This window comes from Azospirillum brasilense, assembly GCF_008365405.1.
GTDB classification, from domain to species: domain Bacteria; phylum Pseudomonadota; class Alphaproteobacteria; order Azospirillales; family Azospirillaceae; genus Azospirillum; species Azospirillum brasilense_D.
Window position 1 is genome coordinate 105,636 of the sequence record NZ_QOKV01000013.1, and the last position, 26,288, is coordinate 131,923.

Annotated in this window: 16 protein-coding genes; 7 read left to right on the forward strand and 9 right to left on the reverse strand. The window is 69.5% G+C overall.

The window, feature by feature from the left end; all coding sequences use genetic code 11:
- The first annotated feature begins 35 nt into the window (after window positions 1–35).
- Together DS837_RS19585 and DS837_RS19590 are read left to right on the forward strand one after the other, a co-directional pair.
- Window positions 36–227, forward strand: coding sequence for a zinc-finger domain-containing protein (locus DS837_RS19585; RefSeq protein ID WP_081863448.1), 192 nt, complete (start codon window positions 36–38; stop codon window positions 225–227).
- Between the two features lie 327 nt (window positions 228–554).
- A complete protein-coding gene (locus DS837_RS19590) occupies window positions 555–2,618 on the forward strand; it encodes a putative bifunctional diguanylate cyclase/phosphodiesterase (RefSeq protein WP_149166299.1) in 2,064 nt (687 codons plus the stop codon).
- A 249-nt stretch (window positions 2,619–2,867) separates the two neighbouring features.
- On the opposite strand, the gene DS837_RS19595 is transcribed toward DS837_RS19590, so the two are convergent.
- On the reverse strand, window positions 2,868–3,551 hold the full coding sequence (locus DS837_RS19595; RefSeq protein ID WP_247890033.1) for an RNA polymerase sigma factor: 684 nt from the start codon (window positions 3,549–3,551) through the stop codon (window positions 2,868–2,870).
- Between the two features lie 239 nt (window positions 3,552–3,790).
- Between DS837_RS19595 and DS837_RS19600 the strand changes: the two genes are divergently transcribed.
- A complete protein-coding gene (locus DS837_RS19600; RefSeq protein WP_247890034.1) occupies window positions 3,791–4,759 on the forward strand; it encodes a FecR family protein in 969 nt (322 codons plus the stop codon).
- 143 nt (window positions 4,760–4,902) lie between these two features.
- Complete coding sequence (locus tag DS837_RS19605) at window positions 4,903–7,203, forward strand: TonB-dependent receptor (protein ID WP_149166301.1); 2,301 nt, start codon at window positions 4,903–4,905, stop codon at window positions 7,201–7,203.
- Here the strand turns inward: DS837_RS19605 and DS837_RS19610 are convergent.
- From DS837_RS19610 to DS837_RS19645, 8 genes are all read right to left on the reverse strand, one after another.
- Window positions 7,158–8,702 (reverse strand): tetratricopeptide repeat protein, encoded by a 1,545-nt coding sequence (locus DS837_RS19610; protein WP_149166302.1) that lies wholly within the window; start codon window positions 8,700–8,702, stop codon window positions 7,158–7,160. The two genes, DS837_RS19605 and DS837_RS19610, sit on opposite strands and share 46 nt — an antisense overlap.
- A gap of 100 nt (window positions 8,703–8,802) precedes the next feature.
- Window positions 8,803–11,133 carry a sensor histidine kinase gene (locus tag DS837_RS19615; RefSeq protein ID WP_247890035.1) on the reverse strand — a complete coding sequence of 777 codons (2,331 nt, stop codon included), beginning with the start codon at window positions 11,131–11,133 and terminating at the stop codon, window positions 8,803–8,805.
- A gap of 170 nt (window positions 11,134–11,303) precedes the next feature.
- A complete protein-coding gene (locus DS837_RS19620) occupies window positions 11,304–13,136 on the reverse strand; it encodes a PTS fructose-like transporter subunit IIB (RefSeq protein ID WP_149166303.1) in 1,833 nt (610 codons plus the stop codon).
- A gap of 26 nt (window positions 13,137–13,162) precedes the next feature.
- Window positions 13,163–14,119: a 1-phosphofructokinase gene (gene pfkB, locus DS837_RS19625; RefSeq protein ID WP_149166304.1), complete on the reverse strand. Its 957-nt coding sequence runs from the start codon at window positions 14,117–14,119 to the stop codon at window positions 13,163–13,165.
- A complete protein-coding gene (gene ptsP / locus DS837_RS19630) occupies window positions 14,116–16,638 on the reverse strand; it encodes a phosphoenolpyruvate--protein phosphotransferase (RefSeq protein ID WP_149166305.1) in 2,523 nt (840 codons plus the stop codon). The genes pfkB and ptsP overlap by 4 nt, the downstream gene beginning before the upstream one ends.
- Before the next feature lie 67 nt (window positions 16,639–16,705).
- On the reverse strand, window positions 16,706–19,606 hold the full coding sequence (locus tag DS837_RS19635; protein ID WP_170295912.1) for a PAS domain S-box protein: 2,901 nt from the start codon (window positions 19,604–19,606) through the stop codon (window positions 16,706–16,708).
- 16 nt (window positions 19,607–19,622) lie between these two features.
- Window positions 19,623–20,105 (reverse strand): response regulator, encoded by a 483-nt coding sequence (locus tag DS837_RS19640; RefSeq protein ID WP_149166307.1) that lies wholly within the window; start codon window positions 20,103–20,105, stop codon window positions 19,623–19,625.
- Between the two features lie 8 nt (window positions 20,106–20,113).
- Complete coding sequence (locus DS837_RS19645) at window positions 20,114–22,393, reverse strand: ATP-binding protein (protein ID WP_149166308.1); 2,280 nt, start codon at window positions 22,391–22,393, stop codon at window positions 20,114–20,116.
- A gap of 364 nt (window positions 22,394–22,757) precedes the next feature.
- On the opposite strand from DS837_RS19645, the gene DS837_RS19650 reads away from it, so the two are divergent.
- The 3 genes from DS837_RS19650 to DS837_RS19660 all read left to right on the forward strand — a co-directional run bounded on the left by DS837_RS19650 (window position 22,758) and on the right by DS837_RS19660 (window position 26,225).
- Window positions 22,758–23,465: a Crp/Fnr family transcriptional regulator gene (locus DS837_RS19650; RefSeq protein WP_149166309.1), complete on the forward strand. Its 708-nt coding sequence runs from the start codon at window positions 22,758–22,760 to the stop codon at window positions 23,463–23,465.
- A 181-nt stretch (window positions 23,466–23,646) separates the two neighbouring features.
- Window positions 23,647–25,125 (forward strand): cytochrome c oxidase accessory protein CcoG, encoded by a 1,479-nt coding sequence (gene ccoG, locus DS837_RS19655; protein ID WP_149166364.1) that lies wholly within the window; start codon window positions 23,647–23,649, stop codon window positions 25,123–25,125.
- Window positions 25,126–25,370: 245 nt separating this feature from the next.
- On the forward strand, window positions 25,371–26,225 hold the full coding sequence (locus DS837_RS19660; protein WP_149166310.1) for a glycosyltransferase: 855 nt from the start codon (window positions 25,371–25,373) through the stop codon (window positions 26,223–26,225).
- Window positions 26,226–26,288: the final 63 nt, after the last annotated feature.

Consider the following 26,288-nt stretch of genomic DNA (forward strand, 5'->3'; position numbering starts at 1 on the left):
GATGGCGTTAACGCGCGCGTGTGTCAAAGTGGAGGATGTCTGCCATGCAGCCAGTTGAAACGATTGAAGTCGAGACCCTGACCGTCGGATGCGACGGTGGCGGCGGCGCGCTCGGCCACCCGCTGGTCTATCTGACGCTGAGCGCCGAGGGGAAGGTCGAATGCCCCTACTGCTCGCGCCACTTCGTCCTGAAGGAAGGCGCCAAGACGGGCACGCACGGGCACTGATCCCGGCAGCGCTTTTTTACAGGGCGGAAATCCCGCGCACAGGAAGGGCCGGAGCGATCCGGCCCTTTTCACGTGTCTGCGCCAGGGGCCGAGTCTGTGGCCCATCCGCCACCCGTTGCCGCGGTGATGCAACGTGCGGGCGGGGAGGGTCATACGCCTCTTTTATTGCAATTGTGAAAAATATAAAACGAACCGCCTTGACGCGCGTCGCGATCCGCCTTCTACTTTTTTGCGGCGCAAAAAAGGCGTCCATCGCAATTGCCCGCTCAGGTCCTTCGCATGCTTTTTCCTGAGGCCAACGCTCTCGCGCCAGATGAGGCCCGGTCCATGAGCCAAGAGACGGAAGAGCAATACAGAAGTATTTTCGAGAACGCGGTCGAGGGCATCTACCAGACCACGGTGGACGGGCGTTACCTGCGGGTCAACCCGGCTCTGGCGCGGATCTACGGCTACCGGTCGCCGGCCGACCTGATCGACAACCTGACGGACATCGCCGGCCAGCTCTACGTCGACCCCGGCAAGCGCGAGGCCTTCGCCCGCCTGATGGCCGAGCGCGACGTGGTGCAGAGCTTCGAGGCGCGGGTCTTCCGCAACGACGGCTCGATCATCTGGATCTCGGAGAACGCGCGCTGCGTGCGCGATCCGCAAGGCCGCATCCGCTATTACGAAGGCACCGTCCAGGACATCACCGAGCGCAAGCAGCATGAGGAGAAGATCCGCCTGCTCGCCACCGTCTTCGACAGCGTGGCCGACGGCATCCTGATCGTGGATCCTGACCTGTCGGTGCAGGCGGTCAGCCCGGCCTACGAGGTGATGACCGACTTCCAGCGGGAGGAGCTTCTCCACCGCCCGCTGGTGATCTTCGCCCCCGGCTCGCACGAGCGCGCCTTCATCGAGGACATCTGGCGCACCGCCCGCACGGACGGGCGCTGGCAGGGCGAGGTGACCAGCTTCCGCCACTCCGGCGACGCCTTCGCGGCCTCGCTGTCGGTCACGGCGGTGCGCGCGCCAGGCGGGGCGCTGGAGCATTACGTGCTGACGCTCGCCGACATCAGCCAGCGCAAGGACCAGGAACACCAGATCCGCTATCAGGCCAGCTTCGACCGGCTGACCGACCTGCCGAACCGATGGCTGGTCAACGAGCGGCTGGAGGAGGCCATCGTCCGCGCCCAGCGCATGCGCACCAAGGTCGCCGTCGCCTTCCTCGACCTCAACCGCTTCAAGCAGGTCAACGACACGCTGGGCCACCACGCCGGCGACGACCTGCTGAAGCTGGTGGCCAAGCGGTTGCGCAACTGCACCCGCGTGTCCGACACGGTGGGCCGGCTGGGCGGCGACGAGTTCCTGATCGTGGCGCCCGACGCGGTGGACCGCGCCGCCGGCGCCCGGCTGGTCGAAAAGATCCTCTATTCGATGGGCGAGCCCTTCGCCGTCCACAACCAGGAACTCTTCTGCGGCGCCTCGATCGGCGTCGCCTTCTTCCCCGACGACGGCGAGACGGCGGACCAGCTTCTGCGCAACGCCGACCTCGCCATGTACCACGCCAAGCGCAACCCGGAATGCAAGTTCGTCTTCTATGAGGCGGGCATGCGGGAGCGCACCGGCTTCACGCTGGGGCTGGAAAGCGACCTGCGCCGCGCCGCCGCGACCGGCGAGGAGTTCGCGCTGCATTTCCAGCCCAAGGTGGACATGCCGCACCGCGGCTCCCACCGGGTGATCGGGGCGGAGGCGCTGATCCGCTGGCACCACCCGGTGCGCGGCCTCGTCAGCCCGGCGGAGTTCATCCCGCTGGCCGAGGAGACCGGCCTGATCTGGGAGATCGGCGCCTGGACCCTGAAGGAGGCCTGCGGCCGGCTGGCCGGCTGGCTGGCCGCGGGGCTGGACATCGCGTCGGTGTCGGTCAACCTGTCGCCGCGCCAGTTCCAGGACGCGCGTCTGGTGAACTTCGTCCGCGACGTGGTGGAGCGCAGCGGCGTGCCGCCGGAGCGGCTGGAACTGGAGCTGACCGAGGGCGCCATGATCGGCGACATCGAGAAGGCGGTGACCATCCTGCACGGGCTGAAGGGGATCGGCATCCGCCTGTCCATCGACGATTTCGGGACCGGCTATTCCTCGCTGGCCTATTTGAAGCGGTTCCCGATCAACACGCTGAAGATCGACCGCAGCTTCGTCCGCGACATCGTGCAGTCGGCCACCGACCCGGCCATCGTCAACACCATCGTGAATCTGGCCGACAGCCTGGGCTTCGACACCATCGCCGAGGGGGTGGAGACGGAGGAGCAGGCGGACATGCTGCGTCGCCAGCGCTGCACGCGCATCCAGGGCTTCCTGATCAGCCGGCCGCTCGACGTGGATGCTTTCGAGCGCTTCCTGGTGGACAACGCCGGATAGGGCATCTTTCCGACCAGGGCGACCGGAAGCCGCGTCCCGTCCAGTGTCGAGCGTGATCATCGTCACGCCGATTTTTTCCTTGCGGCAAGCGGGCCTCCCTGAACCGGACCATCGACAGGCGCTTCCTGTCCAAGGCGCTGGATCGCCCCAGCGATGCGGATCCAAAACGGCTTCATTTTCCATAAGAAAGCTTATGGGATTTCCTGCCTCTCCAGTCACATGCAATCGCAGCATACATCCAACATCGTCTCACTGCGTTTGCTCTTCGTCATGCGGGGGTCGGCCCGCCCCTTCCTGCGAACCAGGGAAAGACGAATCCGCGCCTACGACGACCCGGCGGGCGGCCGGTTCCGCCCGGTCGGCGCGGGCCATGGCGTCCACAAAATGGCCCATGGCCAGTTTCATGTCGTTGAAGACCGTTCCCTGCGACACGCCGAGATGGACGGCGATTTGAGGATAGGACATGCCTTCGACCCGGTTCAGAAGCCACACCTGACGAGCCCGCGCCGGCAATCGGTCCAGCGCGTCCATGAAGCACGACAGCCGTTCACGGTGCAGCAGGCGCTCCTCCGCCGAAGGGATTTCCGCGGCGATGCGCAGTGCCTCGACGGTGTCCGCCGGACCGGCCTCGAACCGTTCCTGGGTCCGGCAGCGCCGGAGATGGTCCAGCGCGAGATTGTGGACCGTCCGGTGGAGGAAGGCTCCGATGTTGTCGATGGGTCCCTTCTCCACGGCCTTGCAGGCCCGCAGATAGCTTTCCTGCAGCAGATCCTCGGCGACCTGAAGATCGCGCACGATCTTCATCGCGCACCCGAACAGCGAGCGGCGGTGATCGAGATAGATCGCAATGAGGCTTGCGGACATGATAGCCCTGTCGGTCACGGCAGCGGAGGGGGCACCACCGCGGTCGGTGCGACATCGGCGGCCTTGCATTGTTGAAATTGATAATGATTCTCAATTTGAAATGTCAAGCCAGTTGGACGAAGGCGCGAGCGATCACAGCTGTGGGCTGAGATTTTTGGATCCGAGATGCGCGGATTGTGATCCCTTGAGCGCTGAAACGTCTCAACTGTACGTGTGTCCGGTCACAGGAAGAGTGGAAGACCAGCGTGGAGAAGGACGAGGCGGACGGTCGACAGGATGCCAGGGCCTATCGGCATGCGGACCCGATCATGGACGAGGCGCTCACTTGGTTCGTGACGCTTCTCGACGCGCCCGCCGATCCGGACACCGACGCCGCCTATCAGGCATGGCGGAACCGCGACCCGCGCCATGCCGCGGCGTTTGACCGTCTGTCGACGCTTGGGACCATGCCTGAATTGCAGGCGGCGACGCACGCTCAACAGCTGCAAACGACGATGTCTCCAGCCGGCTCCTCCAGTCGGTCGGCCGCCGCTCGTTCCGCGACGATGCGGCGGTCATGGTGGGGCGGATGGCGGACCTCGCTGGCCGCCGCCGCGCTGCTGCTGGCCATCGGCGTTCATCTCCAACCGACGCTGACGCTTCGTCTGACCGCCGACCAGCGCACCGCCACCGGAGAGCGGCGGGAGATCACCCTGCCCGACCGGTCGCGGCTGATCCTGGACACCGATTCGGCGGTCGCGCTCGATTTCGCGGACGGACGGCGTCATGTCCGGCTGCTGCGCGGGCAGGCTTATTTCGACGTGGTCAGCGACACCGCCCGCCCCTTCCGCGTCACCGCCGGCTTCGGCGAGGTGGAGGTGACCGGCACCGCCTTCACCGTGCAATCGGTCGGCGGGCAGGACACCGTCTTCCTGGAGCGCGGACGGGTGTCGGTCAGCCGGCGGGAGCCGCCGGGCCAGACGGTGGCCCTCGTTCCGGGCGACGGGGTGACGGCGACTGCGGACGGTCTCTCGGCACCCGCCCGACCCGATCCGGCGGTCGCACTGGCCTGGAAGGACGGGCGCTATGTCTTCCACGACCAGCCCTTCGCCGCGGTCGTCGACACCATCCGGCGCTACCACCCCGCACCGGTCATCCTGATCGGCGACCGGCTGGCCGGCGCGCGGGTCAGCGGAAACTACCGGCTGGACGACCCGACCGGTGCGATCCGCTCGTTGGCCGATGTGGTGGGCGCCCGCGTGACCGAGCTTCCCGCCGGGATCATCCTGCTTCGATAAGCCCGGCTTCGATCGGCTTTGTCCTTTTTGCAGGTCTTTTTTTGTGAGACGCCACACCCCCGTGCGTCTGCCGAAAAGAGGGGGCACAGTCCGTACACCGGTCATCACGCCCCCGCCACCAGCGCAGATGGGAGTTGTGAGGAATGGAAGGCCGGACGGTTTCGACAGGCAAGTTCTTGGTATGCGCGCGGGGAACCGCCGCCCGGCATCTGGTCATGGCCCTGATGGCGACCACCGCGCTCGGCGGTCTCCTGGCCCTCCCCTCCCCGTCCCTGGCCCAGCAGCCCGCACCGGCCGCGGGCGCCGCGCAGACGATGGCCTTCGCGCTGCCGGCGCAGCCCCTGCCCGCGGCGCTCGACGCCTTCGCGCGCCAGACCGGCTGGCAGATCGGCTATTCCGCCGATCTGTCCACCGGGCGCAACTCCCGCCCGGTGTCGGGCAGCATGTCGCCCGCCCAGGCGCTCGACACGCTGCTCTCCGGGACGGGCGTCGGCTACCGCATGACCGGATCCGGCTCCGCGACGCTGGTTCCGGCCCCGACCGGCGACGTCACGATGCTGGCGCCGGTGTCGGTCACCGCCTCGACCGGCGCCGGCAGCGGAAGCGGCAGCATCACGATCACCAGGGAGGATCTGGAGCGCAAGAATCCCAGAGACCTCCGCGACGTCTTCTCCGGTGAGCCGACGATCCGCGTGGGCAGTTCCGTGCCGATGTCGCAGAAGGTCTATGTGAACGGCGTCGAGGAAACCAATCTGGCCGTCACCATCGACGGCAGCCGGCAGAACAACAAGGTGTTCCACCACAACGGCACCACGCTGATCGACCCGGCGCTGCTGAAGGTGGCGCGGGTGGACGCCGGCGTCGCCCCCGCCGACGCCGGGCCGGGCGCGCTCGCCGGTTCCATCGCCTACGAGACGAAGGACGCCAGCGACTTCCTGGCGAGCGACGGCGTCGGCGCCTTCGGCAAGACCACCTTCAACACCAACGGCGCCGGCCTGACCACCAACCTCGCCGGCTTCGGACGCCACCAGGGGCTGGAGGCGCTGGGCACCGTGACCTACGGCAAGGGCGGCAAATACACCGCGGGCAACGGGCGCAAGGTGGACGGCACCGAGACGGATCTGGTCAGCGGCCTCGGCAAGGCGGCGGTGCAGACGGAGAGCGGCCACCGTTTCCAGGCCAGCTACGAGCGGGTCTACGACGACGCGCCGCGGCCCTTCCGCGCGAACATCGGGTCGCTGGCCGGGCGCCCGGCCTGGGAGCCGCGCGTGCGCGACTATTCGCTCGACCGCCAAAACATGGTCTTCACCTACACCGACGCGCTGCCGACGGAGCTGTGGAACCCCAAGCTGGTGCTCGCCTATGGCCGCACCGACGTGGAGACGCCGATCTTCACCCGCCCGGTCGGCAGCAGCACCGTGCCGGGGAGCTATCCGGGCAAGGGGGCGACCAGCTCCTTCAACGGCAAGCTGGAGAACAGCTTCGGCTTCCGGATCGGCACGTTCACGACGGGCACCGACTTCTACGTGGACCGCGCCAACTACCGGGACCGGACGATGTCCGCGACCGAGAAGGCGCGCAACAACGGCCTGTACGGTCAAGCCCGGCTGGAGCCGATGGAGCGTCTGCGCCTGTCCTTCGGCCTGCGCGGCGACCGCCAGACCTTCGAGGGGACGACCGGACGGGAGTGGACCAACCACGGCCTCAGCCACAACATCTCGGGCGAGTTCGACCTGCTTCCCCGCCACCTGACCGCCAAGGCGGGGGTGTCCCGCGGCTGGGGCGGCATCCAACTGGCCGAGAACTACATCATGAACCCGGCCTGGAACTACGGCGCCGGTCCGCGCCCGGTGACGGCCTACAACAGCACGGCCGGTCTGGAGGCCCGCTACGAAGGCTTCACCGCGGAAGGCCGGATCTTCCGCACCAAGCTGGACGACGCCCGCGCCGCGCGCTTTGCCGCCACGAGCGCCAACCTCGCTCGCGACGTGCGGTCGGAAGGCTATGAGCTGGGTCTCGGCTACGCCTGGACGAACGGCTTCATCCGCGCCAAATACGCCGACATCGACGTGACGATCGACGGACTGCCCGCCGATTCCGACACCGGCACCTACCTCGCCACGCCGATCGGGCAGGTCTTCACCGTCGGCGGCGCCCACACCGTGCAATCCTGGAACCTGACCCTGGGCGCCGACGTGGAGTTCGTGCTCGACTACGACAAGGTCCAGGCCGGGCAGCAACCGCTGAAGGGCTATCAGACGGCCAACCTGTTCGTGGAGCACCGGCTGCCGGAGCACGCCAACCTGGCGCTGCGCCTCGACGTCCGCAACCTTTTCGACGAGACCTACGCCGACCGCGCCACCTACGGGCAGGAGTTCGGCACCGTCACCCCGCTCTATCAGCCGGGCCGGGCCTTCCTGTTGAGCGCCTCGGCGCAGTTCTGATCCCGCGCCGCGGCTGCGGCAAGGTCATGGCCCACGCGTGCCATGACCGGCCCCCAGTCGCCGGGCGACTCCTGCCGGTAAAGGCGCATGGTCGGGTACCAGGGGCTGTCGTCGCGCCCGCGGAACCAGCGCCAGCAGGCGTCGGAGCGCGACAGCATCCACACCGGGCGCCCGATCGCCGCCGCAAGGTGGGCGACCGACGTGTCCACGGTGATGACGAGGTCGAGATGCGCCGCGATGGCCGCGGTGTCGGCGAAGTCGGTCACGCCCGCCATTGGGTCGGTCAGCAGCCCCGCCGCGACGACCGTCCGCGCCTGCTCCGCCGCGTCCCCGACCTGGAGGCTGACCGCGGTGATCCCGGGCACCGACAGCAGCGGTTCCATCAGCGCGAAGGGCACGCTGCGGCGGCGGTCCATCGCGTGGGAGGTGGGGTCGTGGCGCCGCGGGTTGCCCGACCAGACGAACCCCACGCGCAACGGGCGCTTTCCGGCGCATTCTCCGGTCCGGTTCCAGCCGAGCCGCTCCGCCCAGCCCGTCACCTGATCGGGGGGCGGCGTGATGTAGGGTTTGCCGGCGGGAATCCCGTCGATGCGCGTCGCGAAGGCGAAGGGCAGGCTCATCAGCGGGCAGCACAGGTCGAAATCCGGCAGTCCCGCCGCGTCGTCGTAGGTGGCCAAATGGTCGATGCCCCGCACCGAGGCCAGAAGGCGGCGCAACTCCGGCTGGACGATCAGCAGCACCCGCGCGCCGCGGTCGGCCAGCAGCGGCGCGTAGCGGACGAATTGCAGGGTGTCGCCCAGGCCCTGCTCGTAATAGAGGAGGATGATTTTGCCGGCGATGTCCTCGCCCCGCCACACCGGCTTGCCGGACACCGCCGCGGATTGGCCGGTGTAGTCCCAGCGCCGTTCGTAAAGCGCCAGCCCCCTTTCGAAATCGCCGAGCGCCAGCTTCAGCACCGCCAGCTCGCAGACCGGGTGCGGATGGTCCGGGCGCAGGGATTTGGCGGTTTCCAGCGCCGTTTCCGCCTCGTCGAACCGGCCCGCGTCGCGCAACGCGATGCCCAGGTTCAGGAGCGTCTCGAACTGCGCCGGGTCGAGGGCGGCGGCGCGCCCCAGCCAGGGCACGGCCGCGCCGATCCGGCCATCGGCGGCCAGGGCGGAGCCGAGATTGCCCGGAACGCCGCGCGCCGCCGGTTCCAGCGCCAGGGCGCGGGCGAAATGACGGATGGCCTCATCATACCGACCGGCGGCCTTCAACGCCGCGCCCAGATTCCCGAGGAAGTCGGTGTTCAGCCCGTCCCGTGCCACTGCGGCGCCGATCAGCGCGACGGCTTCGGCATGCCGGCCCCGCTGCCCGGCGACGATGCCCAGCAGGTGCGAGGCGTGGGCCTGCTCCGGATCGGCGTCCAGGATGCGCTGGTAGATGATCGTCGCCTCGTCCAGCCGCCCGGCCTGATGGTGGTCGATGGCGACCGCGTAGGCTTCCTCGATCGTCGCCATGCCCCCACACCCCGCGCCGAAATCATCAAACGGGAAATCGTCGAACGGACCCGTCTTGCAGTAAACCGGAACCGGCGCGGCGCGCAAGCGTCCGCCTGCGTCACGCGCCCTCCTTCTCCGGCGTGGCGGGAGGCAGGCGGATGACGAAGCGCGCCCCGTCCGCCCCCGCCTCTCCCTCCTCCAAGCTGATGGTGCCGCCGAGCTGGCTGACCGCGTTGTGGACGATGTGCAGGCCAAGCCCGGCGTGTCCACGGTCGCGGCGCGTGGTGAAGAAGGGGTCGAAGATCCGCGCCCGAAGCTCCACCGGGATGCCCCGCCCGTCGTCGGCGACGACCAGTTCCACGACATCCGCCGCAGCCTTGCAAGCACGGACCGTCACGGTGCCGCACCGCCCATTCCCATCCGCCGCCTCCCCGCCCGAGAAGCCGTGGTTGACCGCGTTCAGCAACAGGTGCGAGACGATTTGGGCGATTGCCTGCGGGTAGCCGTCCATCATCAGTCCCGGCGGGCAGTCCACGACGACCCGGTGTTCCGCCGGTTCCCAGAAGGCTCCCAGCGCCTCCACCGCCTGCATCAGGCAAAGGCGAAGGTCGAAGCGCCGGCGCTTCTCGTCCGCCGGGTCCACCGCCAGTTCCTTGAAGCGCTGCACCAGTTCCGCCGCGCGGACTGTGTTGTTGACCAGCAGCTCGGACACGTCGCCCATGTCGGTCAGAAAACGCTCCAGCTCGCGGCGGCGCAACTGGCCGGAATCGAGAAGGTGCTTCATCTTCGGCACCTTCTCGCGAATCAGCGTGGAGGTGGTGAGCGTGATGCCGAGCGGCGTGTTGATCTCGTGCGCCACGCCGGCCACCACCTGCCCCAGCGCGGCCAGCTTCTCCGCCTGCACCAGATGGGCCTGGGTCCGCCGCAACTCCGCCAGGGTGGAGTCCGCCTGCTCCTTGGCACGGCGCAACTCGTCCTCGCGGCGGTTGATCTCGGCGGCGAAGTGATGGACGGCGCGGGCCATGTCACCCAGCTCGTCCCTCCGCTCCAGGTCGGTCACCCGCCCGTCGCGCGGGTTGCGGGCCAGCCGCTGGGTGGCGCACTGAAGACGGCGCAGGGGCCGGGTGATCCCGCCGGCCACCAGGAGCGCCGCCCCGACGGCGAACAACAGGCCGACGGTCGCCCCGATGAGCAGGGTGGAGCGCAGCAGGTCGGCGCTGCGCACCGCGCTGTCCTGGAACAGGTCGTTCAGACGGCGGGCGGTGTTCATCACCGCGGCGGCATCCATGTCCATCGCGGCGATGGCGCCGTTCTGGCGGGCCAGCCCGTCGGTCGCCCGCTCCAGCCCGTCGCGCCAGGCGGTGATGGCGGCCAGCATCTCGTCCTGGATCAGCGGGGAGATGGGCAGCCCGGCTACCCGGTCGCGCAGCCGCCCGCTCTCGGCGGCAACATCGCGCAGGCCGCGCGTGTCGCGCCGCTCCAGCGCCCTCAGGGTCCGTCCGCTGAGCGTCAGGGCGGTCATGGCGAGCGTCTGGGTCTCCTGCTCCATGGCGTGGGCCGACACGGTGTGGCGCAGAAGCTCCGCCACCTCGGCCTGAGCGGCGCTGTATCCGGTGTCCGCGGCTTTCAGCACCCGCTCGACGAGCGCGTCATAGCGCGGCGCCAACTCCGAAAGCGTCCCCCGGTCCAGCCGTTCGGCCCGCAAACGCGTCAGCTCGGCCACCGCCGTCCCATCAGCGCCGGCGGCGGCGAGCGACGCGGCAAGGCTGTCGGCGGTTCGCTCCACCTGGTCCAGCCACCGGGCCAAGTCTCTGGACCCCGGCGGTGAATCGGCTGGCGAGTCGGACAATTCGGCGACGGCCGCCTCGTCCTTGGCGGCCAGACGGGTGTTCAGCATCGCTTCCCGCAACGCGTGCAGACCGTACACCAGGTCGCGGCTGTCGCGCATCTGCCGGTCGACCTCGGCCAGGGAGGCGACGAGTGTGGTGTTGGCGGCGTGCTGCCGCTGGCGTGCCTGTTCGGCCAGGGCGAGCAGTCGCGCCTCCTGCTCCGCCATGCCGCGGGCGCGGGCGTCGCTGAAGGCGATCGCATCGACCAGTTCCTCCAGCCGAGCGGCGTGACGGTCGGACGCGCGGCGGGCGGTCTCCACGGCGTCGGCCTGGATGCCCTGGTCCGCCAGCCCGCCCAGCGCGTCCAGCGCCGCCCGCGCGCCGTGGGTGGCGCGGCGGAAGGTGACTTCATGGGGAAGGCGGCCTTCGGGGGCGGAGTGGATGAAGTCGTTGCGGGCCGCGGTGGCGGCGATCATCTCGCGGTAGACGGTGCCGGCCAGGACCGCGGCCTCGCGCGACCGACCGGCGCGTTCGAGCAATATCCAGGCTGACACCGCGATCAGCGCCGCGATGACCACCGGGATTCCCCCCACCGTCGCTATGCGATACGAGATCCTCATCACGCTCCGCCGGCTGCCGTTCCTCCGGGGGGCTGCGGAACAGGCCGGCGGCGGAACATCGCAAAGCTAGCGATAGCACTCTGGAGTTGTCGAGTTCTTTCAATTTTGGCGAAAATTAAAACTAATTTGCGGTAGAACCGACAATCAGCGGGTGTGGCGGTCTCAGGTCATCAGCGCGCCGCCCCGCTGGGCGCGGGCCTGGTCGAGGTTGACGCCGCCGTGTCGAGCGTTGGCCCTGCGGCCGGGTCCGCCTCCACGCGGCGCTTCAGGATCATCAGGGCCAGCGTGGTGACGATGGTCCCGGCGACGATGGCCAGGATGTAGGGGACGAGCGGAGCCACCGCGTTGGGGATCGCCAACACGAAGACGCCGCCGTGCGGCGCCCGCAACCCGCAGCCGAACCACATCGACAGGGCGCCGGCCACCGCCGATCCGGCCATGGCCGCGGGGATGACGCGCAAGGGGTCCTTGGCGGCGAAGGGAATCGCCCCTTCGGTGATGAAGGCGAGGCCGAGCACGCCCGCGGCCTTGCCCGCCTCGCGCTCCTGCAGGGTGAAGCGGCTGGGCACGACCATGGTGGCGAGCGCCAGCCCAAGCGGCGGCGTCATGCCCGCCGCCATCACCGCGGCCATCGGCGTGTAGGTGCTGGAGGCCAGAAGCCCCACCGCGAATGTGTAGGACGCCTTGTTGACCGGCCCTCCCATGTCCAGCGCCATCATGGCGCCGAGCAGCGCGCCGAGCGCCACCGCGTTGGCGCCGGTCATGCCCTGGAGGAAGGCGGTCAGCCCGTTCATGATCGCGGCGACCGGTGTGCCGACGACGTAGATCATCAGCAAGCCGACCGCCAGCGTGCCCAGAAGCGGGATGATCAGCACCGGCTTCAGCCCCTCCAGAGTCTGAGGCAACCGGATGGTGTCGCGCAGCCAGCGGGCGATGTAGCCGGCCAGGAACCCCGCCACGATGCCGCCGAGGAAGCCGGCGCCGATCTTCGCGGCCAGCATTCCGCCGATGAAACCAGGGGCGAGGCCGGGCCGGTCGGCGATGGAGTAGGCGATGTAGCCCGCCAGCACCGGCACCATCAGCCCGAAGGCGGCCTCCCCGCCGATCTGCATCAGCGCCGCCGGCAGGGTTCCCGGCTCCTTGAAGGCCTCGATGCCGAAGACGAAGGACAAGGCGATGATCAGGCCGCCGGCCACCACGAGGGGCAGCATGAAGGACACGCCGGTCAGCAGATGCTTGTAGGGTCCGGACTGCGCCTCCTTCTGCCGCGCCTTGGCGCCCGACACCGCGTCGGCGTAGGCGGGAGCGGCGGCGTTCCCCGTGGTGGTCGGGACCGGTAGGGCGAGCGCCTCGTCGATCACGCGGGCGGGCTGTTTCAGCGCCTCCCCCACCGAGGTCTTCAGCAGGCGCTTGCCGGCGAAGCGGTCGGTGGCGACGTGGGTGTCGGCGCCGATGATCACGGCTTCGGCCTCGGCGATCTCCTCCTCCGTCAGCGCGTTCTTCGCACCGACCGAGCCCTGGGTCTCGACCTTGATGCGGTAGCCCTTGGCTTGGGCGGCCTGCTTCAACGCCTCCGCCGCCATGAAGGTGTGGGCGATCCCCGTCGGGCAGGCGGTGATGGCGACCAGAAGGCCGGGGCTGCGCACCACCGTAGGGGTCGGTTTGGGAGGAACCGGGATCGGAGCGGGCGATGTGTCGGGGACATGCCCCAGGGCGTTGCCGATCACCGATTTGGTGTCGCGGATGGCGGCGGCGGTGGAGGTGCGCAGGATCGGCTTGCCGGCGAAGCGGGAATCGTCCACCGCGATGTCGGTGGCCAGGATCACCGCGTCGGCCGCCGCGATATCGGCGGCGGACAGCGGCGTCTGCACGCCGTTCGACCCCTGGGTCTCCACCGCGATGCCATGCCCCATCAGCGCGGCGGTGCGGCGCAGCGCCTCGGCCGCCATGACGGTGTGGGCGATCCCCGTCGGGCAGGCGGTCACAGCCACGAGCTTTGCCATCGCGATCCCCTCCGGCGCTGAAACCCTTAGAGTTCTTCCACCCGAACGGCCCGCATCAGCTCGGCGAGCCGCTCCGGCGGCGGCAGTTCGGGGCCGAGGCGGGACAGCGTGCCGGCGGCGAAGGCGGTGCCGCGCCGCGCGCAGTCCTCCAACCCCATGCCCTCCAGCCGGGCGGCGACGACTCCGGCGACCATGGCGTCCCCGGCGCCGACCGTGCTGGCGACCTCCACGGGCGGCGGCACGGCGAGCAAGGCGCGGCCGCCTTCCACGAAGACCGCCCCTTCGGCGCCCAGCGACACGACGACGAGCGCAATGCCGGACTCCGCCAAGTCGCGCGCGGCGCGCACCACCTCGGCCCGACCGTTCAGGGGACGACCCAGCAGTTCCGCCAGCTCCGTCGCGTTCGGCTTCACCATGTCGGGACGGGCGGCCACGGCGCGGCGCAGCGGTGGGCCGCTGGCGTCCACCACCACGAAGGCGCCGCGAGCGTGCAGAGCGGTGACCATGTCGGCGTAGGCGGTGTCCGGCACGCCCATGGGGACGCTGCCCGACAGGACGAAGGTCCGGTTGGCGGCGGCGAGATCGTTCACCACGGTCAGCAGCCCCCGCCAGCTTTCCGCCGGAACATGCAGGCCCGGCAGATTGATGTCGGTGACGGAGCGCCCTTCCCGGTCCACCAGCTTGATGTTCACCCGGCTGCGGCCGGGCAGACGCAGGCAGCGGTCGCGGATGCCGCGGCGGCGGAACAGCGCGTCGAAGACCGCGGTGTTCTCCTCACCGAGGAAGCCGGTGGCGGTGACGGGAGTGTCACCGCCCGCCAGGAAGGCGGCCACGTTGATGCCCTTGCCGCCGGCGGTCCGCGTCTCGGCGACCGCCCGGTTGACCGCCCCGGCGGCAAAGCCCGGCACGTCCAGCGTCTGGTCGATGGCGGCGTTCAGCGTCACGGTGACGACGCCGGGGCGTGGGGTGGATGCTGCGGTCATGACACGCCTCCGGCGTCGGCGAAACGGTGACGGACCAGAGCCCTTACCTCCGCCGCGTCGGCGCAGTCCAGCGCGTCGCGGGCGGTGCGTTCGGCATCGGCCATGGCGATGGCGCGCAACCGCGCCTTGACCGAGGGAACGGCGGGAATGGCCACGCTCAGCTCCGTGACGCCCAGCCCGGACAGCAGCACCGCCCCCGCAGGGTCGCCGGCCACGCCACCACAGGCGCCGACCCAGATGCCGGCGCGGCGGGCGGCGTCCACCGTGCGCTCCACCATGCGCAGGACGGCGGGATGCAGCCCGTCCGCCTGCGGGGCCAGGACCGGGTGCAGACGGTCCATCGCCAGCACATACTGCGTCAGGTCGTTGGTGCCGATGGAGAAGAAGGACACCTCCCGCGCCAGCCGGTCGGCCATCATCACGGCGGACGGCACCTCGATCATGATGCCAAGTTCGACCGGCGGCACATTCAGCTCGCGCCGCACCGCCTCGGTGATCGCCTTGGCGCGCTCCAGCTCGGCGGGGGCGGCGATCATCGGGTACATGATGCGCACCGGCCCCACCACCGAGGCGCGCAGCATGGCGCGCAGCTGGGTGCGGAACAGGTCCTCCCGCTCGAAGCACAGGCGGATGCCGCGCACGCCCAGGAAGGGGTTGCCCTCCGCCGGCATGCGCAGATAGGGGACGTTCTTGTCGCCGCCGATGTCCAGCGTGCGCAGGATGATCGGCAGCCCGTTCATCGCCCGCACCATGGTCCGGTAGGCGGCGAACTGCTCCTCCTCGTCCGGCGGCAGATCGCGCTGAAGGAACAGGAACTCGGTGCGCATCAGCCCGACGCCCTCGCCGCCCGCCTCCACGGCCTGCACCGCCTCCGCCGGGTCGGAGATGTTGGCGGCGACCTCGACGCGCCGGCCGTCCGTGGTGATGGCCGGCTTGTAACGGTCGAGCCGCTCGGCCTCGCGCCGCTCGCCCACCTTGATGCGGGCCTCGGCGGCGCGGCCGCGGTCGCGCTCGCTGGGGTCGGCGACCAGAACGCCGCCGTCGCCGTCGAGGATCGCCGCCCGCCCGTTCTCCAGGTCGAGCACCGACGGCCCGGCGGCGACCACCGCGGGGATGTCCAGCGAACGCGCGATGATCGCCGTGTGGGAGGTGGCGCCGCCCCCCGCCGTGCACAGCCCCAACACCTTGGCCGGGTCGAGCTTCGCCGTGTCGGACGGCTCCAGATCCTCGGCCAGCAGGATGACGGGGTGATCCGGCAGGGCCGCCATGGTTTCCGTCACCGTGGCGAGCAGGCGCAGCACCCGGCGCCCGACGTCGCTGAGGTCGGCGGCCCGCCCGGCCAGCAGCGGGTCGGCGAGTTGGGCCAGCGTGCCGGCGCGCTCCTCGTAGACCGCGCGCCACGCCCAGCCGGCGCTCTTGCCCCGGTCGATCAGGGCGTGGGCCTCGACGACCATTTCCGGATCGTCGAGAAGCTCCTGATGCGCCTTGAAGATGGCGGCCTTGGCGGCGCCGGCCTTCTTCCAGAACGCCTCGTGCAGGTTGCGCAGGTCGGCGGCGGCGGCGGCGAGCGCCTGGTCCAGCCGTCGGTGCTGGGCCTCGGGATCGGGGGCGGTCTCGGCGACCGTCAGCTCCTCCCGCTGGAATTTCCAGACCGGGCCGGTGGAGACGCCGGGAGAGGCGGAGATTCCGGCGATCACCCGCCCGTCATAATCGAGCCCCTCATAGTCGAGATCGGCCGGCGCGGCCCGCGGGGCCGGCTCCTCAACGGGAGCCGCCGTCGGGGCAGGCTCGTCCAGTCCCGCGTCAAAGGCGGCGCGGATGGCCTGGAGCGCCGCCGCGGCGTCCTCGCCCGACGCGGTGACGGTCAGCGGCCGGCCGCCCGACGCGCCGAGCCGCAGCAGGGAAATCAGGCTCTTGGCGTTGGCCGTGGTGCCGTCGTGCCGGACGGCGATCTCCGCGTGGAAGCGCTTGGCGACCTCGACCAGCGCCGTCGCCGGACGGGCGTGCAGCCCGTGGGGCGACGGGGCGGTGACCGCTATGGAGTCCCCGTCGATGGGAACCGCGACGGGCTCCGTTGCGGGTGCTGGGGGCGCTTCGCCGTTGAGCACGGCCATGATGGCGCGCGGGTCACGGGTTGTGCCCAACCGCGCGGCCTCCGCGGGGTCGCCCAGCACGCCGGTCAGCCGTTGCAGCACGGCGATGTGTTCGTCCGACTTGGCGGCGATGCCGACGACCAGCCGCGCCGGCTCCCCACCGCCCCAATCGACGCCCTGGGGGAACTGGACGACCACCACGCCGGTCCGCCGCACCAGATCGCGCGCGTCGGGAAGCCCGTGGGGAATGGCGATGCCGCTGCCGAGATAGGTGCCGGACACCGCCTCGCGGCCCAGCATGCTGTCGATGTAGCCGGGGTCGATCAGGCCGCTGTCGACCATCGCCCGCCCGGCGATGCGGATGGCCTCCGTCTTGTCCGGCGCCGCAAACCCAAGGCGCACCTGCGATTCGGAGACCTGAAGCATCGCCCGTCCTCCCCCCGCGCGGAGTCCGTGCGCGGGGCCGGACTCCTCCTTAGAGGAGGATAACGCGTCACTCGCAGCGGCGTTCCGGGACGGAGTCGCGCATGGCGACGCCGCCACCCCGCGTGTGAGCCAGCATGCCGGTGACGCGGGCGACCAGCGCGGTCGTCTCGAAAGGCTTCTGAAGCACCTCGCAGCCCGGCTCCAGGATGCCGGTGCCGAGTGTGGCGTCGTAAGCGTAGCCGGTCATGAACAGCACCCCCAACTCGGGCCGCCGCTCATGCACCGCCTCGGCCAGCTGCCGCCCGTTCATGCCGGGAAGCCCGACGTCGGTGACCACCAGATCGGCGCGCAGGCCGCCGTCCAGCAGCTCCAGCGCCTCCGTCCCGTCCGACGCCTCGACGACGTCCAGCCCGGCGTCCTCCAGCGCCTGCACCGCGACCATGCGGACCAGCGCCTCGTCCTCCACGAGCAGCACGGTTCCGGCGGTGCCGTCCACCGCGCCGTCCACCGCGCTGTTGGTGGCGGGCGCCGCGGCGGCCCCCGGCAACAGGCCTGCGCCCTCCTCCCCGTCGCAACGCGGCAGGTAGAGGCGCACGGCGGTGCCCCGCCCGGCCTCGCTGTCGATGCGCACCAGCCCGTGGGACTGGCTGACGAAGCCATAGACCTGCGACAGCCCGAGCCCGGTCCCCTGCCCGATCGGCTTGGTGGTGAAGAAGGGGTCGAAGGCGCGCTTGATGATGTCGGGCGGCATGCCCATGCCGGTGTCGGCGACGGTCATGACCACATAATCGCCGGCAGCCGCGCCGGAGACGTCGCCCGCCACGTCGGCCTGTGTCAGATGGGCGTTGCCGGCGGTGATGGTGATGCGCCCGCCGTCCGGCATGGCGTCGCGGGCGTTCACCACCAGATTCAGCAGCGCGATCTCCAACTGGTTGGAATCGCACCAGGCCGCCCAGACGTCCGGCGGACAGTCGGTTGCGATGGACACCTGTTCGCCCACCGTGCGGCGCAGCAGGTCCTCCATGCCCTGGACCAGCACGCAGGGCTTCGTCGCATCGGGGCGCAGCGGCTGCCGCCGGGCGAAGGCGAGAAGACGCTGCGTCAGCCCGGCGGCGCGGGTCGCCCCGACCTTGGCGTGGGCGGCGTAGTCGCGCAGGTCCGCCCGCTCCGCCGTGTCCAGCCGGGACAGCAGCAGGTCCAGATTGCCGGAGATCGCCGTCAGCAAATTGTTGAAATCGTGGGCGATGCCGCCGGTGAGCTGGCCCAGCGCGTCCATCTTCTGGGAATGGCGCAGGGCCTCCTCCGCCCGCTCGCGCTCCGCCTCGGCGCGCAGGCGGGCGGAGACGTCGACCACGGCGGCCATGGTGCGCAGGAAGCCGCCCCGCCCGTCCCGCTCGATCCGGGCGGAGACCAGCACGTCGGCGACCTCCCCCGACCGCTTGACCAGCCGGTAGGGCATATCCTGGAACGCGCCGAGCCGCAGCAACTCCGGCCAGCGGTGCTCCCGGTGTTCCCGCGCGACGTCCGGCGGCATGAAATCGGCGATGTTGCGGCCGATGACCTGCCCCCGCCCCTCATAGCCCATGAACTCCAGCCAGCGGTCGCTGACGCTCAGCAGCCGCCCTTCGGCATCCAGGGAGTGCAGAGGCACCGGCGTCTTGGCGTAGAGCGCGCTGAGGTCGGCCTGGGCGCGCTGCCGCTCCGCCACCTCGCCCAGCAGCCGGCGGTTGGCGGCCACCAACTCCGCCGTGCGCTCCGCCACCTGGCGTTCCAGATCCTCGCGGGCGTCGGCCTGGGCCGCACGGGCCTTCACCGCGTCGTCGATGTCGGTGCAGGTGCCGAACCAGCGGGTGATCCGTCCGTCCCCGTCGCGCAGCGGCACCGCCCGCCCGAGGAACCAGCGGTATCGGCCCTCCGCACCGCGCAGCCGGTACTCGACCTCATAGGAGCCACCGGACCGCACCGCGCCCGTCCACAGGGCGGCGGTCCGCGCCCGGTCGTCCGGATGGACCACCTCCATCCAGGCCGTGCCGGTCATCGCCTCCGGCCGGGTGCCGGTGTAGGCGAACCAATGCAGGTTGTAATAGTCGGGGAGGCCGTCCGGCGGGGCCGACCAGACGAGCTGCGGCATGCTTTCCGCGATGGCGCGGAACTTGGCCTCGCTGTCGCGCAGCGCGATTTCCGAGGCGCGGCGGTCGGTGATGTCGCGCACCACCACCGAATAGGCGGCCGGCGCGCCCGTGGCGTCGCGCGCCACGGTCAGCACGGTGGAGCCGAAGAAGCGCCGCCCGTCCCGGGCCGCGTGGATCCATTCGACTTCGCAGCGCTCCTTCCCCGCCACCCCGGCCAGCAGGCCGCGGATGTTCTCCGCGCCGCGTTCCTCCGGCGCGAAGAGCAGGGAGAGCGGATGGCCCAGCGCCTCCTCCTCGGTGTACCCGAAAAGGCGGCGGCTGCCCTCGTTCCACGAGGTGATGCGACCGCCCAGGTCCAGCGTGACGATGGCGTAGTCGCGGATGTCGTCGATGGCCTGCCGCAGCCGGCGCAGATTCTCCTCGGCCTGCCGCCGCTCGGCCAGGGTGCGGGCCTCAAGGATCGCCCGCTCCACCGCGGCGGGCAGATGGGCCAGCCGCTGCTTCAGCACATAGTCGCGGGCACCCATCTTCAGCGCCGATACCGCCGTCTCCTCCCCCATGCGGCCGGACAGGAACAGGAAGGGGGTTTCCGGAGCGCGGGCCTTGGCGATGCCCAGCGCCTCCAGCCCGTCGAAATCGGGCAGGGAGAAGTCGGCCAGGATCAGGTCGAAGCGCCGCCCGTCCACCGCCGCCTTGACCAGCGCCGTCTCGAAGGCCGCGCGGGTGTCCACGCGGGTCACGTCGCAGGAAATCCCCGCCTTGCGCAGGCGCGCGCAGGCCAGCTCGCAATCCAGCGGGCTGTCTTCCAGATGCAGGATGGTCACGGCGGCTGGCATTCCGGCGGGCATTCCTTCAGGCGCCTTTTCCCGCGGGCGGGGTTCCCGCCGGACGACGGGCGCAGCCGACCGGGGGTTCGTTCAGGATCGCCCAGAAGGCGCCCAGATCGCGGATCGCCTGGAAGAAGGCCCTGAAGTCCACCGGCTTCACCACGAAGGCGTTCACCCCCAGCTTGTAGCTGCGCACGAGGTCGCTTTCCTCGCGCGACGCGGTGAGCATCACGATGGGAACGTGCCGGGTCTCCGGATCGCTCTTCACCCGCTCCAGCACCTCCAGCCCGTCGATCTTCGGCAGCTTGAGGTCGAGCAGGACGACGGCGGGAAGCTGGGTCGGCTGCCCCGTCTCCGGATCGCGGCGGGTCAGCATCCGCAGCGCCTCCTCACCGTCGCGGGCGACGATCACGTCGTTGGCAAGCTGGCATTTCTCCAGCGCCGCCAGGGTCAGCTCCAGGTCCCGCGGATTGTCTTCGACCAGCAGGATGGGTTTCAGGTCACTCATGTTTCAGGTCACTCATCGAGATCGCGCGGATCCGGTTTCGCCATCCCGGCTTTCGGCAGCGTGAAGTAGAAGATCGCTCCTTTGTCGAGCCGCCCGTCGGCCCAGGTCCGTCCGCCGTGGCGCTCCACGGCGCGGCGCACGTTGGCCAGGCCGATGCCGATGCCTTCGAATTCCTCGTTGCGGTGCAGCCGCTGGAAGACCCCGAACAGCTTCTTCTCGTAGGCTTGGTTGAAGCCGACCCCGTTGTCCCTGACGAAGAAGATGGTTTCGGTGGGCCGGTCTTCGCAACCCACGGCGATGCGCGCCGGTTCCCGGTCGCGGGAGTATTTGATGGCGTTCGACAAGAGATTTTGCAGAACCAGCCGCATCATCACGGGATCGCCGCGCACCGTGGGCAGCGGGGCGATGTTCCATTCGATGGCCCGCCCGGCGGTGTCGGGCGCCAGCGTCTCCCGCACCTCCGCCACCAGGACGCTCATGTCCACCGAGACGGGGGTCAGCTCGCTGCGTCCCATCTGGGAGAAGTGCAGCAGATTGTCCACCAGCGTGCCGGCGCTGTTGGCCGCGTCCACGATGACGTCCAGATAGCGCTTTCCGGTGGCGCTCAACTGGTCCGACTCCAGCTCCTGCAACAGCTCGGCGTAACCGACGATGTGGCGGAACGGCGCGCGCAGGTCGTGGGAAACGGAGTAGGAGAAGGACTCCAGCTCCTTGTTGGAGCGCGCCAGCTCCCGCGACAGGGCGGCCAGTTCCTCGGCCTTGCGCAGGACGATGCCGATGACGGCGTGGCGCAGCGCGGCGGCGGTGTCGCGCTCCGCCGCGGTCCAGGGCAGCGCGCGGTGGCGCACCGTCTCCTTCCACGTCTCGAAAGAGGCGCGAGGGGACAATCGCTGCCCGTCGCGGTCGAGCGGCTTGCGCGGGTCACCGCCCCAGCGGACGGTGCGCACCACCTCGGGCCGGAACCACAGCACGTAGCTGGCGTGCAGCTTCGACACGGCGATGGCCAGCAGCCCCGCAGCCTTGCCTTCGAAGTCCGCGGCGGCCCGGTAGAGGGCGGGCAGACTGTCGGTCTCGAATTGCTCCGGCTCGCCCTGGGTGGCCAACCAGTCCACGAGGTCGCGCACCTGCTCTTCCGTCGGGGTGTCGCCGACCAGCGTGCAGCGCCGTTCGAAGACGACGGCGGCTCCGCTGGCGTTGGCGAAGTGCAGCAGGTCGTCGGGATGCTCGGTCAGGCCGGCGATGAAGGGATCGGCCTGGGCCATGGCGGCCAGCAGCCGCGCCTGGATGGATTGCAGGGCGATGCGGTGCTCCGCGTCGCGCCGGTCCTCCACCGCGGCGATGCGCACCGACAGGATCTGGGCGATCAGGTCGCAGGCCGAGCGCACGGCGTAGGACACCGCCCTCGGCTCCCGGTGGTGGCAGGAGATCAGGCCCCACAAGGCCCCGTGCAGCAGGATCGACACCGACATGGAAGAGGCGGTTTCCATGTTCCGCATGTATTGCACATGCACCGGCGACACGCTGCGCAGGACGGAGAAGCTGAGATCCAGCGGCGCCGCCCCGGCGGGAACCGGCGGCAGCGCGACCAGCGGCACCGGGGCGTAGCCGGCATCGGGGATCAGCCGCTGGCGGTTCAGCCGGTACAGCTCGCGCGCCTGGGTGGGGATGTCGGAGGCGGGAAAGCGCAGATCCATGTAGGAGGGCAACCGCCCGTTCCCGTCTTCCGCCACCACCGTGCCGTGCCAATCGGCGTCGAAGCGGTAGATCAGCACGCGGTCAAAGCCGGTCAGCGCCCGCACCTCCTGCGCGGCGCAGTTCAGGAGGTCCGCCGGCGCGTTCAACGCATCCAGCCGCTCCAGCGCCTCGCGCATGCGCGGGTAGACGTGGTCGAGAAGGTCAGTCTCCTGCCCGTCCAGCCGTTCCAGCTCCAGGATCACCACACCGTTGCCCGCCGCGTCCGGAACGGCATGGGCGAGAAGCTGGTGACGGCCGGCACCGGGCAGTTCGGTCACGGTGACCGGCACCGGGCGGGACGGCACCGGACCGGCGGCAAGGAAGGAGCGGACTGCGGTGGCGATCTGCGGGTGGAGCGCCCGTTCCAACGGCTGACCCAACGCCTGCTCCAGCGGCAGGGCAAGCGCCGGCGCGGCGTTGGCGCTGGCCTGGATCAGAGTGGCGCCGGCGTCGTTTCCGGAAAAGGCCAACAGCATGCCGTGAGGCTGGATGCTGCCGGGGCGGTGGATCGGTTCGCGGCCGCAGGCGTCGAGATCCAAATCACCGACGGTCATGGCGCCGGTCCTTGCGGCAGCGTTCACTCCGAAAACAAAGAAAATCCAATAGGTCGCTCCTTAATGCCCTGCTCGCCGTACGGTCTATTCGATGATTTCAGATAATGTCGAATGTTTGACGTCGTGGGCATCTCTTTGGTTATCAACGGAGACTGACTGAGACAATACCACTTCAGAACAAGATCATAAGCTATTAGTCATATAGATTGCCTTTCGTTGGGCGCAACGTGGGTAAGGGGGGAGAACAGGATACGGGATATCGCCCGGGACGGATCCACGCGGTTGGAACTTTTCGACCGGACCGCGTAAAATTCGCTCCGGAGCTTCGGGCGGAACGGGGCCAGCGGACGGAAGGCGGGCAGGGGTGCATCGGAACGGAATCGACGCCGCGCGGCTGGGTACCGCGCGCTGCAGCAGCTGCGCCATACGGGACCTCGTCCTGTTCGGCGACCTGCGCGACCAGGATTTCGACCTGATCCACATTCCCATCGACGAGCTGCGCTTCCAGCCCGGCGCCACGCTCTACAGCGCGGGGGACGAGGGCGGCTCCCTCTACACGATCCGCAGCGGGCTGGTGAAGCTGGTCCAGTTCCTCCCCGACGGCACGCAGCGCATCGTCCGGCTGCTCCGCCGGGGCGCCGTGGCCGGGCTGGAAGTGCTGGTCGGCAAACCCTACGAGCACACCGCCGTCGTGCTTCAGGAGGCCGAGACCTGCCGCCTGCCGCGGGCCGTGGTCGAGCGGCTGAGCAAGGAGACGCCGCGCCTGCACGCCCGCCTGATGGAGCGCTGGTACCAATCCCTGCACCAGGCCGACGAGTGGCTGACCGAGCTGTCCACCGGCAGCGCCCGGCGGCGGCTGGCCCGACTGTTCCTGAAGCTCGCCGCCGATGGTCCGAACGAACCGGTCCTGCTGTCGGGCCGCGAGGATCTGGGCGCCATGCTCGGCGTCGGCATGGAGACGGCCAGCCGCACCATCGCCGAGTTCAAGCGCGCCGGTTTGGTGGCCGAGCGGGCGCCGAACGTCTTCGTCTGCGACCTGTCCGCGCTGGAGGCGGTGGCGCTGGACGGGTAGAGGAGCTTGCCCCCACCCCAACGCCCCTCCGACAAAAATCGCCCCCCACCCCCGTCCGTTTGCGGATTCGCAAAGGCGGCGCCGCGCCGTCTCCCTAGCCTGCGGGGACGGCCCGCCCCCTGCCCCGCCCTTGCCCCGACCTTGCCCCATGTGTCCGCGGGCCGAACCACGGACGACCATGATGAGCGTTTCCACCACCGAACCGTCTACCGCCCCCCACCCCACGGAACCTGCGCGCAAAAGCGGCCTCTACGCCAAATACAGCAAGATTTACCCGAAGTCGGTCGGCGGCACCTTCCGCCGGCTGAAATGGCTGACGCTGATCCTTCTGCTCGGCCTCTACTACGTCACCCCCTGGATTCGCTGGGACCGCGGCCCCAACGCGCCGGATCAGGCGGTGCTGGTGGATATGCCGGGCCGCCGCCTGTATTTCTTCTTCATCGAGCTGTGGCCGCAGCAGGTCTATTACCTGACCGGCGCGCTGATCCTGGGGGCAATCGGCCTGTTCCTGGCGACCGCGCTCGCCGGCCGCGTCTGGTGCGGCTACGCCTGCCCGCAGACGGTGTGGAGCGACCTGTTCCTGTGGGTGGAGCGCCGGATCGAGGGCGACCGCGGCGACCGCATCCGCCTGGATCACGCCCCCTGGTCGCCGGCCAAGCTGGGCAAGAAGGCGGCCAAGCACGCCGCGTGGCTGCTGATCGCTTTGCTGACCGGCGGGGCCTGGGTCTTCTACTTCAACGATGCCCCGACGCTGGCGCTGGAGATGCTGCGGTTCGAGGCGACCTCGAACGTCCTGCTGTTCATCGGGCTGTTCACCGCGACGACTTATCTGCTGGCCGGCCACGCGCGCGAGCAGGTGTGCATCTACATGTGCCCCTGGCCGCGCTTCCAGGCGGCGATGCAGGACGAGGAGAGCCTGACCGTCACCTATGAGGACTGGCGCGGCGAGGGCCGCGGCCACCTGAAGCGCTCGCAAAGCTGGGAGGAGCGCAAGGCGAAGGGGCTGGGCGACTGCATCGATTGCGGGGCCTGCGTCCATGTCTGCCCGACCGGGGTGGACATCCGCAACGGCCCGCAGCTCGCCTGCATCGGTTGCGGCCTGTGCGTGGACGCCTGCAACGACGTGATGGCGAAGATCGGGCGGCCCGGCGATCTGGTCCGCTTCGATTCCCTGAACGCCCAGATCGCGCGGGCCAACGGAGCCAAGCCGGCGTTCAAGCCGGTACGCCCACGGACGATCATCTACACGCTGCTGCTGACCGTCGTCGGTGGGATGATGGCCGCCGGTCTGGTGCTGAAGCCGAAGGTCGACGTGAACATCCTGCGCGACCGCGCGCCGCTGTTCGTCACCCTGTCCAACGGCGACATCCAAAACGCCTACACGGTCAAGGTCCTGAACATGACGCGGGCGGCCCAGAGCTATCGCCTGTCCGTCACCGGCCTTCCCGGCGCCGTCCTGTCGGTGGCCGGCGGCGAGGGCGAGGCGGCGGAAGGCTCCGTCCTGGTCGAGGCCGATCCCGACAGCGTGGCGACCCACCGCGTGCTGGTCCGCGTGCCGAAGGAGGCGCTGCGCCAGCCCTCGACCCCCACGGCCTTCGTCGTCACCCGCCAGCCGGACGGGCTGACCGTCCAGCACGAGACCGTCTTCCTCGCCCCCTGATCCTGTCCTGTCTCTTCAACCGATGGAGGTTGCGCCATGAACTTCGACACCACCACCTACATCGCCCTGGCCGGCGCCGTCAGCGTGTTCGTCGTGACCATCGGCGTCTTCGCCTTCCTGCTGACCCGCAAGGGCAAGTGAAGGCTTCCCGTCGGGGGGGGTGAGGTTGCTTGCCCCGCCGGACCTGTTGCATAACGGCGTTCGGCGGGAGATCCCCCAAGAACGGCGTCGTGAAGGGTCCATCGATGGAAGTGCTAAAGTTCTCGCCGGAGGATTTCTCCCATGAACTTCTGGCGCTCGAGATCGCCAAGCTCATCAAGGACGAGACGCCCCCGGCCGAACCGCTCACCTTCCACGCCTATTGGGACGGCCCGCTGAACGAGAAGCACCTCATTTCAGTGAAAAGCTGCCATCTGTTCAACGTCCGTGGCCGCGCGAACAAAATCATCCTCTGGACGCAGAACGGCGTCGAGAACGGATATCTGAGCGAAATCAGCGAATACGCCGAGATCCGCGCCTTTTCCGAGCGCGACGAATGCCGTGGCACCTTTCTCGAGGGAAACGACTTGGGGCGGTCGATCGACGCGTCCTTCTACTCCGACATCGTCCGGTACATCCTGCTCTACAAATACGGCGGCGTGTGGTTCGACCTCGACTGCCTGTTCCTGAGGAGCGTCACGCCGCTCCTGAACCAGTTTCCCGGCAAGATCCTGGCCTACCGGTGGGAGCGGCAGAACTATCCCAACGGCGCGCTCTACATCTCCCCGACGCCGCGGTCGGAGGCGATGAAGGGCAATATCGAGTTCATCCGGAACCGCGGCCGCGGCTGGGGCTTCCAGCAAGCCGGCCTGGTCTACGACACGCCGATGGACATCCTCGTGCTGCCGTGCCCCTGGTTCGACGCCGGATGGATCGACAACCCGGTGCTGCACTTCAATGAATTCATGAAGGCGTCGCCGGTCGCCTTCGACCTCGACAGCTTCTTCCCCGGCGCCTTCTGCTTCCATTGGCACAACAAATGGCGCGACATCATCGAGCCGACGAGCCCGATGGATCGGCTCGCCCGCGACATCGACCGCCGGCTGTCCGCCGGGCGGTGAGCGCCGCCGCGATCATCGCCGCCCGCCCTTGTTGAAGCCCCGACGCCGCACAGAATGCAACGG